An 11,808-nucleotide genomic window follows, 5' to 3' on the forward strand; every position below is an offset into this window, starting at 1 on the left:
GCGAGTCAGTTGGGAGTGTCAGGGGTCAGGTCTAGGCTCGATGTATGGAACACACCACCACCCTGACGCAGCACGTCAATGCCAGCCCGGAGAAGGTCTGGGCCGTCCTTTCGGACATTCCAGGTTCGGCCGGCACGCTGTCCGGCATCAACGCAATTCAAATGCTCAGCGAGGGCCCGTACGGTGAAGGCACCCGCTGGAAGGAAACCCGCACCATGATGGGCAGGCAGGAAACGGTCGAAATGTGGGTGTCCCACACCGACCCGCCCCGAAGCACCACCATCAAGGCGCTCCAAGGCGGCGCGGACTACACCACGCGCTTCAACCTGTCCGAGCGCGACGGCGGGACGGACCTCACCATGACGTTCGGCGCGGAGGTCATCAAGCCCACCGTTGTCAGCAAGGTCTCCATGGCCTTGTTCGGGAAAATTGGTATGAGCATGACCCGGAAAGCCCTGGCCAAGGACTTGTCCGAGATCGCGGCGAAAGCGGAATCGCTCTGATGGCGGCAGCGAAGGTTGCAGCGCCCAAGATTTCGCCGGTGCGTTTGGATGAACTGCGCGACGACGACGCTCCGGACTTCCAGCGTGGCGAACGGTATGACGGTGTCAGGTTCACCAAGGTCTCCGCTGATGGGGAAGAGCTGAGTGGCTCGGATTTCATCGAGTGTGAGTTCAACGGGGTCTCCTTCAATGAGGCCCAGTTGCGCGGAGCAACGTTCCGTGAGTGCGTCCTTGCCGAGCCGTACGCTCCGGTGTTTACCGCGGCCCGGAGTTCCTGGCAGGACGTGGAGATCAGCAACCCGCGGTGGGGGTCGGCCGAACTTTATGAGGGCAATTGGCGGTCGGTCCGAATCGACGGCGGCAAGCTGGATTACGTGAACCTGCGGGGGTCCAAGCTCATGGATGTTCAGATCTCCGACTGCATCATCAACGAGCTCGATCTTGGAAACTGCGCGGGGACGCGGGTGGCCCTGAAAAACTGCACCATCGGGACCTTGGACGTCACCGGAGCCAAGTTGAAGGACGTGGATTTGCGGACATCTGAGTTCCGCGGAATCAACGGTTTGGCCGGTCTGGCGGGCGTGGTCATCGATGACTATCAGCTGAGCCTCATGGCGCCGCTGTTGGCCGGTCATTTGGGGATCCGGGTGGTTTGATGGTGGGGCGGGCCGGGGCAGGCTGTCCTTCACTGAGGGCTTCATCTGTTGACCGGCCCGCTGTGCCGTGTAATCTTTATAGAACGAACGGTCGGTATATTATTCCGGACCGGCCCCTTTCACTTCGCGAAGGATGTTCTCATGGTCGAGGCTTTTCTTGTTGGCGGCGCACGCACGCCTGTAGGTCGCTACGGTGGGGCACTGTCCTCCGTCCGCCCGGACGATCTTGCAGCACTGGTGGTCAGGGAAGCCGTGGCCCGTGCCGGCGTCGATCCTGACGCCATCGACGAGGTTATCCTCGGCAACGCCAACGGCGCAGGCGAGGAAAACCGGAACGTGGCCCGCATGGCAACCATCCTGGCCGGACTTCCCCTCCACATCCCCGGCATCACCGTGAACCGCCTCTGCGCCTCGGGCCTGAGCGCCATCATCATGGCAAGCCAGATGATTAAGTCCGGGGCTGCGGACATTGTGGTGGCCGGCGGTGTCGAGTCCATGAGCCGTGCTCCGTGGGTCCAGGAAAAGCCGGCCACAGCCTTCGCCAAGCCGGGCCAGATTTTCGATACCTCCATTGGCTGGCGCTTCGCCAACCCGCTCTTCACCAAGGGCGAGCTCTCCCGCGACGGCAAGATGACCTATTCCATGCCGGAAACGGCCGAGGAAGTTGGCCGGGTGGACAACATCTCCCGCGAGGACGCCGACGCCTTTGCGGTCCGTTCGCACGAACGCGCGCTGGCGGCCATCGCCGGGGGTCGCTTCAAGGATGAGATCGTTCCGGTCACCGTGAAGACCCGTAAGTCGGAGACCGTGGTGGACACTGATGAAGGTCCCCGGTTGGGTACCACCATGGACGTGCTGGCTGCGCTTCGGCCCGTGGTGCAGGGTGGCTCCGTGGTGACGGCCGGCAACTCTTCCACCCTGAATGACGGCGCATCCGCAATCATCGTCGCGTCCGAGGCCGCCATCAAGAAGTTCGGCCTGACGCCCCGCGCACGCATCGTGGACGGCGCATCGGCCGGCTGCGAACCGGAAATCATGGGAATCGGCCCGGTTCCGGCCACGCAGAAGATCCTGGCACGCACGGGCCTCACTGTGGACCAGCTCGGCGCTGTGGAACTGAACGAAGCGTTCGCCACGCAGTCGCTGGCGAGCATGCGCCGCCTTGGCCTGGATCCCGACATTGTGAACAACGACGGCGGCGCCATCAGTCTGGGGCACCCGCTTGGTTCCAGCGGATCACGCATCGCCATCACGCTGCTGGGCCGGATGGAGCGCGAACTCGCTTCCGCCACCGGACCGAAGCTTGGTTTGGCAACCATGTGCATCGGCGTCGGCCAAGGCACCGCGATGCTGCTGGAAGGCGTGTAATGGCCCTGGATCCGAAAGACTTCACCACGCTCCTCATCGAGGAACGCGACGACCGCCTGACGGTTCTCTTGAACCGTCCCGAGGTCCGCAACGCGATCGACCAACAGATGGTGGATGAGCTCCACCTCGTGTGCGCTGAGCTGGAGCGGAACCCCAAGGTGCTGATCATTGCCGGCACCGATGGCGTCTTCGCCTCGGGCGCCGATATTGGGCAGCTGCGCGAACGCCGCCGCGATGATGCACTGCAGGGGATCAACTCCACGATCTTTGTCCGCATCGCCAAGCTGCCCATGCCCGTCATCGCGGCCCTGGATGGTTACTGCCTGGGCGGCGGGGCTGAACTTGCCTATGCAGCCGACTTCCGAATCGGCACGCCGAGTGTCCGCATTGGTAACCCGGAAACCGGTCTGGGAATCCTGGCCGCGGCTGGTGCCAGCTGGCGGCTCAAAGAGTTGATCGGGGAGCCGAAGGCCAAAGAAATCCTCCTGGCCGGCGCCGTACTCCGCGCCGAAGAAGCCCTGCGCATCAGCCTCATCACCGAGATCCACGAGGCCCCGGAACTCATGGACGCAGCGCACAAGCTCGCTGACCGGATCGCTCGCCAGGACCCCTTGGCCGTACGCATCACCAAATCCGTCTTCCATGCCCCGGCTGAAGCCCACCCGCTGATCGACACACTCGCCCAGGGAATCCTGTTTGAGTCCCAGGCCAAGTTCGATCGCATGCAGGCATTCCTCGATAAGAAATCGGCCAAGGCTTCTCCGGATACGGCCGCTACCACGCAAGACAGGACCCAGAAATGACAGCAGTTCCCGCCATCCCGCACGTCGTTGGAGTCTTGGGTGGTGGCCGGATGGGTGCGGGCATCGCACACGCGTTCCTCACCAAGGGATCCACGGTCATCGTGGTGGAACGCGATCACGAGGCAGCTGCCGGAGCCCAAGGCCGCGTGGCTGAAGCCGTAGCCAAGTCCGCCGCCCGTGGCACCCTGAGCGAAACCCCGGATGAAGCCATGGCCCGCTTCAGCACCTCAACGGACTACGAGTCGTTCATCCACTGCGGACTGGTGGTGGAGGCAGTGCCCGAGGACTTCGACCTCAAAGTCACGGCACTGAAAGCTGTGGAGGAACACTTGTCCGCTGACGCTTTCCTGGCCTCCAACACGTCTTCCCTGTCAGTGACCGGCCTCGCCAACGAACTTCGCCGTCCCGCCAACTTCGTGGGACTTCACTTCTTCAACCCTGTGCCCGCTTCCACCCTCATTGAAGTGGTGCTGGCCAAGGAGACGTCTCCCGAACTCGCTGAAGCGGCGAAAAGCTGGACCGAGGCACTCGGCAAGACCGCCGTCGTCGTTAATGACGCACCCGGCTTTGCGTCCTCAAGACTTGGCGTCGCCATTGCCCTTGAGGCCATGCGTATGGTGGAGGAAGGTGTGGCTTCCGCGGAGGACATCGATGCCGCCATGGTCCTTGGCTACAAGCACCCCACTGGCCCGCTGAAGACCACCGACATTGTGGGCCTGGATGTCCGGCTCGGCATCGCTGAATACCTGCACTCCACGCTGGGCGACAGGTTCGCACCGCCGCAGATCCTCCGGGACAAAGTGGCCCGCGGTGAACTCGGGCGCAAGACGGGCAAGGGCTTCTTCGACTGGACCGACTAAACCACGCGGGCGGTTAGGCTATCCGGGTGACTTCAATCGAACCCATCACCCTGACCGGACAATTCGTGACGCTGGAGCCGTTGAGCCAGGAACACCATGACGGGCTGGTGGATGCGGCCCGCGACGGCGATCTCTGGAAGCTTTGGTACACGTCCGTTCCTACCCCGGACGGTATGGCCGCCGAGATTGAGCGGCGCCTGGGTCTGCAAGCTGAAGGATCCATGCTGCCGTTTGCCACCCGCTCCAATGCAACCGGCAAGCTCATCGGCATGACCACCTACATGAACATCGACGCCGTAACGCCGCGCGTGGAAATCGGCTCAACCTGGAACGCTGCATCAGCCCACGGGACGGGGACCAACCCGGATTCCAAGCTGCTGCTCCTGCAGCACGCCTTCGAAACGCTGGGCTGCCCGGCCGTGGAGTTTCGCACTCACTGGTTGAACCAGCAATCCCGCGACGCCATTGCGCGGCTTGGCGCCAAGCAGGACGGCGTGCTGCGCAACCACTCCCGCAGTGCCGACGGTGCTCTCCGGGACACAGTGGTGTTCTCCATCCTGGAGCACGAGTGGCCCGCGGTGCGCAACGGGCTGGAGTTCCGGTTGGCCAAATACCGCGCCAAGGGCTGAGCTTTCGACACTCAGCGCAGGTCCAAGTCCCTGGACGCAACCCCTCGGCCAGCCCACCGTCCATGTGCTTAGCTGGCTCCTATGGATGGGACAACCAGCGTCCACTGGGACGGGGCCGTGAACGCCTGGCGGATCGCCGGGGATGTGTACCGGATGGGCCGGCACGAGTGGGTCACCGAGGCCGGTTGGCGGCAAATGTACGACGACGGCGTCCGCACCGTGATTGATCTCCGCGCCTCGGGCGAGCGTCATCTACGCGATACCGATCCCGAGGTGCCGGAGAATGTGAAGGCGCGGATCGACGTCGTACATTGCCCCACGGAGGATCCGGACCATAGCCGCTTCAGCGAGCTATTCGGACCCTACCTGAAGGAGCCGTCGCAGTACCGGGACTACTTGGACCTTTTCGGCGAAAAGGTCGCGGCGGTGTTCAAGGCCATTGCAGCGTCACCGGGAAAAGTAGTGGTTCATTGCTCAGCGGGCAGGGATCGCAGCGGCGTCATCGCATTGATACTGCAGAAGTTGGCGGGCATCGACGATGACCAGATCGTGCACGGCTACGAGCTGGCCGCCCGCGGGATCAACGAGCGGCATCGTACCCACGGTGCGCCACACGCCCATGATCCGTACCTTGCCGAGGACGACCTCGAGGCGATGCTGGCGCAACGGCGGACAGGCCTGCGGGAGCTCCTTGCTTCGTTCGACGCGAGCGGTTTCCTGGCAGTCAATGGCGTCTCGGCACATCAGATCGAGGCGGTTCGGGCGAAGCTCACGTCCGGTGACTCCCGCGCTGCTACCATGCAGGATTGATCACACTTCCCGAACGGAATGGACCTGCCATGAATGCCGGTGCCCGCGTCACCATCGTGACCCGAACCAAGAACCGCCCGATTTTCCTGGCCCGCGCCCTGGACGATATTTTCGGCCAGACCTTCCAGGATTTCGAGTTGGTGATTGTGAACGACGGCGGCGACCCGGCCGACGTCGATCACCTCACCTCCCAGCGTCCGGAATCCGAACGGGAGCGCATCACCACTCTCCACCACGCCGAATCCGTGGGCATGGAGGCAGCGTCCAACGCAGGCATCAAAGCCGGCTCAGGCGACTTCATTGTCATCCACGATGACGATGACTTTTGGGCACCGAACTTCCTGGAGAACACGGTGGCTTACCTGGACGATCCTGCGCATGGCGCCGAGAGCGGTGTCATGGTTCGCACGGAGATCGTCATCGAAGAGCTGGTGGGGGACAGGATTGAGCCGATCCGCCGGGAAATCTTCTGGGCGGACATGCGCCAGATAACGCTTGCGGACATGCTCAGGATCAACCGGGCTGTCCCCATTTCCTTCCTGTACCGCCGCAGCCTTCACGACGCCGTGGGCTACTACAACGAGGACCTGCCCGTGGTGGGCGACTGGGAGTTCCACCTGCGGGTCCTCAGCCACTCACGCGTGGGTTTCCTGGACGGTGATCCGTTGGCTTTCTGGTCGCAGCGGCCCGAATCCGAGGGGCATGACGGCAACAGCATTTTCGCGAAGGCCGCAGAGCACGCACGCTACGACGCCTTGGTACGCGATGACCACCTCCGCGATGGAGTCGCCCAGGGCGGTCTGGGCGCGATGCTGTACGTGTCCCGTGTCCTTGCTGAGCAGGAGGAGCTGATCCGGGCCCAGCAGCGCCGCCTCGACGAATCCGCGGCGAAGCTTGACCAGGTGCTGGAGCGCCTGGACGCCCTCAACGCCACCGTCATTGCGAGGACCAGCGTGGGGGAATTCCTCAAGAAGCCCTTGCTGTTGGCGAAGAAGCTGGGTGGCAAGGGCTAGTACGGCCCGAAGCCTTCTCTCACTTCACATATCTGCGGCGTTTCGACTAACCCGTTTGGTGCACTAGGATCGCGACGGGTCGCCAACTCTGCGACCCCTTCATTCGCATGAAACTGGGGGACCCATGAAGGGTATTGCTCGCGGCCGTTTTCGGCTCGCTCTCGCTCTGTTAGGAGCACTTGTCCTGGGCGCACTGCCCGCCGGGTTCGCATCCCCGGCGTTTGCAGCGGCAACGGGAAGTATTTCAGGAACGGTCACTGTTCCCGCGGGCGTGGATGTGACCAGGATTGACATCGCCACCCTGGAGGGACCAAGCCAGGAAGACGTTCGGCCGGATGCGGACGGAAAGTTCACCTTTCCGGCACTGGTCGCCGGGCAGTACAAACTGCAATTTTCAGAGGCTGGACACCCGATTCAGACGCTCTCCACCTTCTATGGGGGCTCTACCAGGGAGCACGCGACAGTGGTTGTTGTGGCCGAGGGCGCGGCTGTCACTGGCATCAACCAGACCATGCGTATGGGAGGTGCCATTGCCGGTAAGGTGACCGTTCCCTCCGGAGTCGATCCGACAGCGGTTACCGTGATAGCCGAGGGCCCCGGTGGCACGAGTTCGGACACTGTCACCGCCGACGGATCCTACGTGGTGAAAGGGCTTGAAACGGGTGGGTACAAAGTTGCCTTCTTCTACGGAGGAACATCGTCGCCGGTCCTGAACTCGTACTACCCGAATGCTTCCAGAGAGACGGCAACTTTGGTTGCTGTCACCGAAGGATCCACTGTTAGCGGCATCAATGAGACGCTGAAACCAGCAGCAACGATCTCCGGAAAAATCTCGGTTCCGGCTGGAGCTGCCGCCTATAACGGCCAGGTCATGGTGGAGGCCGGGCCGGACTTCACTAAGAATGACTTCGCTGGCTCAGCCTTCCTCAGCTCGGACAACGCGGGAAACTTCACTATTGGTGGCCTCAAAGCAGGAACGTACAAGCTCCATTACCGCGCTTATGACGACACCTGGGCCACCATGTGGCACAAAGGTGTCGCCGACCCCGCCAACTCGCCATGGATCACCGTGACCGACGGACAGAAGCTCACCGGAATCCAAGACTCTGCAGTGGCAGCTGCCAGTATCGCTGGTTCCATCGCTGGTGCCCCGGCGCCGGGGCAAGTACAGAATGGCCCCGGTATGAGCATCACCGCGGTGACTGCAAACGGAACCGTGGCTTCTTCCACGGTCATGGAGACGTCGCAAACGACCTACGCGCTGAAGAACCTGCTCCCCGGATCCTACAAAATCCAGTTCAACCGGACCCTCGGATTCGTATCCGCGTATGAGGCCCAGTCGTACAGGGATCTTCCCGAGTCCAGTGGCACCGCTAATGCGACACCCGTGACGGTTGCTGCCGGACAGGGTGTCTCCAACATCAATGCAACGGTTCGCTTGGGCGGAACACTCACAGGCAAGGTGCTGGGCTCCAACGGATCTCCGTTGTTCGACACCCGGGTCAACGTCTACACGAAGGACGGGTTCCTTGTGACGCGCCGTGCGTACACCGCGCCTGACGGCACGTTCAAGGTCACTGGTCTGACCACGGGGTTGTACTTTGTCTCGGCTGAGCCTGCGGGCCAGTCCGGACCGATTTTCTCCGGGAATGTTCTTACTGAGGCTAATGCCAGGTCGGTTGCTGCCGCCGTGGGTCAGAATTCGGATATTGGGACGTTGAGCTACGCCACGGCGACGCAGGGTGCCCGGGGTTTTGATGATGTTCCGTTGGGGGCGCAGTTCCAGGATGAGATCCAGTGGTTGGCGGATAAAGGCATTTCCACGGGGTGGGAGGCCAATGGGTCCCGGACGTATCAGCCGTTGTCTCCGGTGAACCGTGATGCGATGGCGGCGTTTATGTATCGGTTGGCTGGGAAACCTGATTTCACGGCTCCTGCCGTGTCTCCGTTCAAGGATCTGCCTGTGGGTACGCAGTTCTACAAGGAGATCACCTGGCTTGCGGACAAGGGGATTTCCACGGGGTGGGTTGAGGCTGATAAATCCAAGACGTACCGTCCGTTGCAGCCGGTGAACCGTGATGCGATGGCTGCTTTTATGTATCGCTTGGCGGGGGAGCCTGAGTTCACGGCGCCGAAGGTTTCGCCGTTTGTTGATGTTCCGGTGGGTGCGCAGTTCTACAAGGAGATCACGTGGCTTGCTGCGCAGGGGATTTCCACGGGCTGGGCGGAGACGGGCAACGCTAAGTCGTTCCGTCCGTTGCAGCCGGTGAACCGTGACGCGATGGCTGCGTTCATGTTCCGCTACAACACCAAGTTCGGCGCCAACTAGGCTCGGCGTCCAACAAGGGAAACGAAGGGTCGGCTCTTTGCCAAAGGGGCCGGCCCTTCGGCGTTCCGGGAAATTACTGCTGTACTCCTCCGGGCATTCATGTACCCTGTATATATTACCGAACGGCCGGTCAGTAATGTTGGCGCCAGTCAGCAGTGACCGTGCCGATTTCACGTGCCTTGGAAGGACCCGTCGACGATGACCACTACCGCAGTCGCCCCGGAAACCACAGCCGTTGCAACCGTCCCCAGCTACGTTCAGGATGCCTGGTGGACCCCGGCGCCTGACGCCAAGAAGGTCCCGGTCCGCGATGCCAGCACCGGAGAAGTCCTGGCCAACGTGAGCACCGACGGACTGGACCTTGCCGCCGTCGTGAATTACGCACGCACCACAGGCCAGGCTGAACTTGGGAAACTGACGTTCCACCAGCGTGCCCTCAAGCTCAAGGAGCTTGCCCAGTACCTCAACGGCCGGCGCGGGGAGCTGTACGAGTCCTCTTCGCAGAGCGGTGCCACCAAGATCGATAACATGATCGACATCGACGGCGGCATCGGCGTGCTCTTCACGTTCGGCTCCAAAGGGCGCCGCGAACTGCCCAATTCGCAGGTTGTTGTGGACGGCCCCATGGAAGTCCTGTCCAAGGACGGCTCCTTCGCCGGCGAGCACATTTACACCCGTATTCCCGGCGTCGCAGTGCAGATCAACGCCTTCAACTTTCCTGTGTGGGGCATGTTGGAGAAGTTCGCTCCTGCGTTCCTGGCCGGTGTTCCCACCATCGTGAAGCCGGCGACGCCCACGGGCTACGTCGCCGCTGCGGCAGTGAAAGCGATCGTTGAGTCCGGCATCCTGCCGGCCGGCTCCATTCAGCTCATTTCCGGCTCCGCGCGCACCATCCTGGACGAACTCGACTACCGCGACCTCGTATCCTTCACGGGCTCGGCGTCCACCGCCAACTCGTTGAAGAGCCACAGCAACGTAGTTCAGGGCGGCGTCCGTTTCACGTCCGAGACCGACTCCCTGAACGCCGCCATCCTTGGCCCCGACGCTGTGCCCGGTACGCCGGAGTTCGAGGCCTTCGTCAAGGCCGTCGTCACCGAGATGACCGTTAAAGCGGGCCAAAAGTGCACTGCCATCCGCCGGATCATCGTCCCGCAGGCGCTGACCGCCGAGGTCGCGGCCGCTGTTGGTGCCCGCATCAACGAGCGCGTGGTGGTGGGCGACCCCCGTGCGGAGGGCGTCACCATGGGCGCCTTGGCCTCACTGGAGCAACTCGCGGACGTTCGTGCCGCCGTTCAGTCAATGCTCGACGCCGGTGGTGAGCTCGCGTACGGATCTCTCGACGCGCCGTCGGTCACCTCCGTCGGCGGCGCCGTCGGTGTGGTGGAGGACGGCGCCTTCATGTCCCCGGTCCTCCTGAGCTGGGCCGACGCCGAAACCGAAGAAGTCCACTCGCTGGAAGCATTCGGACCTGTGTCTTCGGTGATCGGCTACTCGGATCTCGCCGACGCCATCCGTTTGGCGGCGCGCGGTTCCGGTTCCCTGGTGGCTTCCGTGTGCACCAACGATCCTGCCGTGGCCCGCGAACTCGTCACCGGAATCGCCGCACACCACGGCCGCGTCCACATGCTCAACCGGGAGGACGCCCGCTCGTCCACCGGTCACGGCTCACCCGTTCCGCACTTGGTTCATGGTGGTCCCGGCCGCGCTGGTGGCGGCGAGGAACTGGGCGGCATCCGCTCAGTACTGCACCACATGCAGCGCACGGCCATCCAGGGCTCCCCGAATATGCTCACTGCTGTTACCGGTCAGTGGCACACCGGAGCCGATCGCAACTTCACGGTGGAGACCGAGGGGGAGCACCCCTTCCGGAAGCACCTCTCCACTCTCCGCATCGGCGACGCCGTCCGGTCTGAACTCCGTGAGGTCAGGCTCGAGGACATCACTGCCTTCGCCAACTCCACGGGCGACACCTTTTACGCGCATACCAACCAGGAGGCCGCCGAAGCCAACCCGTTCTTCCCCGGCATCGTGGCCCACGGCTACCTGCTGCTGAGCTGGGCGGCGGGCCTGTTCGTGGAGCCTGCGCCGGGCCCCGTCCTGGCCAACTACGGACTGGAGAGCCTGCGCTTCATCACGCCTGTTGCAGCCGGCGATTCCATCCGGGTGACACTGACGGCCAAGAAGATCACGCCTCGCGAAACCGACGAATACGGTGAAGTTGCCTGGGATGCCGTCCTGACCAACCAGAACGACGAAATCGTCGCCACTTACGACGTCCTGACGCTCGTGGAAAAGTAGCCCTCTCTCACCGATCGTTGTGTTTGGGCGGATGCTCTCTCACCGATGGTGGTGTCTGGGTGGATGCTCTCTCACCGATCGTGGTGTTTGGGTGGATGCTCTCTCACCGATCGTTGTGTTTGTGAGCGGATGCTCTCTCACCGATGGTGGTGTTTGAGCGGATGCTCTCTCACCGAACGACGAACGCTTCCCCACATCGTCTTGTGGGGAAGCGTTTTGCGTTCCAGGCGCTGCAGCCTCAGGCGGGGATCGACGTCGACAGTCGACTAGCGCTCCGGCGTCATCTGCCCTTTTGGTGAAAGAAGGCTCCGTGGGAAAAAGAGGTCAGGCTGGGAACGCTCTCTCACCAATCGACGAACGCTTCCCCACATCGACTTGTGGGTAAGCGTTTTGCGTTCCAGACCGCTGCGGCCTCAGGTGGGGCCCGTTAGGTGAGAGAGGGTTCGCCGATGGGGCCCGGTGGGTGAGAGAGGGTTCGCCGGTGGGGCCCGGTGGGTGAGAGAGGGTTCGCCGGTGGGGCCCGGTGGGTGAGAGAGGGT

10 protein-coding genes are annotated in these 11,808 nt (G+C 62.7%); all 10 read left to right on the forward strand.

Annotated features, from left to right (window positions below):
* Window positions 1–44: 44 nt before the first annotated feature.
* The 10 genes from BMY91_RS00680 (at window position 45) to paaZ (ending at window position 11,269) form a co-directional block, all read left to right on the forward strand.
* Complete coding sequence (locus BMY91_RS00680) at window positions 45–503, forward strand: SRPBCC family protein (RefSeq protein WP_090816923.1); 459 nt, start codon at window positions 45–47, stop codon at window positions 501–503.
* Window positions 503–1,159, forward strand: coding sequence for a pentapeptide repeat-containing protein (locus tag BMY91_RS00685; RefSeq protein ID WP_090816926.1), 657 nt, complete (start codon window positions 503–505; stop codon window positions 1,157–1,159). The genes BMY91_RS00680 and BMY91_RS00685 overlap by 1 nt, the downstream gene beginning before the upstream one ends.
* Window positions 1,160–1,300: 141 nt before the next feature.
* The gene (locus tag BMY91_RS00690; RefSeq protein WP_090816929.1) at window positions 1,301–2,527 is read left to right on the forward strand and encodes a thiolase family protein; all 1,227 of its coding nucleotides are present in this window, start codon (window positions 1,301–1,303) and stop codon (window positions 2,525–2,527) included.
* Window positions 2,527–3,330: an enoyl-CoA hydratase/isomerase family protein gene (locus BMY91_RS00695; protein WP_090816933.1), complete on the forward strand. Its 804-nt coding sequence runs from the start codon at window positions 2,527–2,529 to the stop codon at window positions 3,328–3,330. Before BMY91_RS00690 ends, BMY91_RS00695 begins: the two co-directional genes overlap by 1 nt.
* Entirely contained in the window at window positions 3,327–4,190 is an 864-nt protein-coding gene (locus tag BMY91_RS00700; RefSeq protein WP_090816936.1) for a 3-hydroxyacyl-CoA dehydrogenase family protein, read from the forward strand. Before BMY91_RS00695 ends, BMY91_RS00700 begins: the two co-directional genes overlap by 4 nt.
* 26 nt (window positions 4,191–4,216) lie before the next feature.
* Window positions 4,217–4,819 carry a GNAT family N-acetyltransferase gene (locus tag BMY91_RS00705; RefSeq protein ID WP_090816939.1) on the forward strand — a complete coding sequence of 201 codons (603 nt, stop codon included), beginning with the start codon at window positions 4,217–4,219 and terminating at the stop codon, window positions 4,817–4,819.
* A gap of 81 nt (window positions 4,820–4,900) precedes the next feature.
* Window positions 4,901–5,629: a tyrosine-protein phosphatase gene (locus BMY91_RS00710; RefSeq protein WP_090816942.1), complete on the forward strand. Its 729-nt coding sequence runs from the start codon at window positions 4,901–4,903 to the stop codon at window positions 5,627–5,629.
* Entirely contained in the window at window positions 5,626–6,642 is a 1,017-nt protein-coding gene (locus BMY91_RS00715) for a glycosyltransferase family 2 protein (protein ID WP_256212504.1), read from the forward strand. The genes BMY91_RS00710 and BMY91_RS00715 overlap by 4 nt, the downstream gene beginning before the upstream one ends.
* A gap of 124 nt (window positions 6,643–6,766) precedes the next feature.
* Window positions 6,767–8,971 carry a peptidase associated/transthyretin-like domain-containing protein gene (locus tag BMY91_RS00720; protein WP_090816947.1) on the forward strand — a complete coding sequence of 735 codons (2,205 nt, stop codon included), beginning with the start codon at window positions 6,767–6,769 and terminating at the stop codon, window positions 8,969–8,971.
* 198 nt (window positions 8,972–9,169) lie between these two features.
* Window positions 9,170–11,269 (forward strand): phenylacetic acid degradation bifunctional protein PaaZ, encoded by a 2,100-nt coding sequence (gene paaZ / locus BMY91_RS00725; protein WP_090816951.1) that lies wholly within the window; start codon window positions 9,170–9,172, stop codon window positions 11,267–11,269.
* Window positions 11,270–11,808: the final 539 nt, after the last annotated feature.

The organism is Arthrobacter sp. yr096, from assembly GCF_900108925.1.
In the GTDB taxonomy this organism is placed as follows: Bacteria; Actinomycetota; Actinomycetes; order Actinomycetales; family Micrococcaceae; genus Arthrobacter.

Excerpts from the sequence above, each read along its gene's own strand:
- BMY91_RS00680 (WP_090816923.1), top strand. The coding sequence starts at position 45 with ATGGAACACACCACCACCCTGACGCAGCACGTCAATGCCAGCCCGGAG.
- BMY91_RS00685 (WP_090816926.1), top strand. The coding sequence starts at position 503 with ATGGCGGCAGCGAAGGTTGCAGCGCCCAAGATTTCGCCGGTGCGTTTG.
- BMY91_RS00690 (WP_090816929.1), top strand. The coding sequence starts at position 1,301 with ATGGTCGAGGCTTTTCTTGTTGGCGGCGCACGCACGCCTGTAGGTCGC.
- BMY91_RS00695 (WP_090816933.1), top strand. The coding sequence starts at position 2,527 with ATGGCCCTGGATCCGAAAGACTTCACCACGCTCCTCATCGAGGAACGC.
- BMY91_RS00700 (WP_090816936.1), top strand. The coding sequence starts at position 3,327 with ATGACAGCAGTTCCCGCCATCCCGCACGTCGTTGGAGTCTTGGGTGGT.
- BMY91_RS00710 (WP_090816942.1), top strand. The coding sequence starts at position 4,901 with ATGGATGGGACAACCAGCGTCCACTGGGACGGGGCCGTGAACGCCTGG.
- BMY91_RS00720 (WP_090816947.1), top strand. The coding sequence starts at position 6,767 with ATGAAGGGTATTGCTCGCGGCCGTTTTCGGCTCGCTCTCGCTCTGTTA.
- paaZ (WP_090816951.1), top strand. The coding sequence starts at position 9,170 with ATGACCACTACCGCAGTCGCCCCGGAAACCACAGCCGTTGCAACCGTC.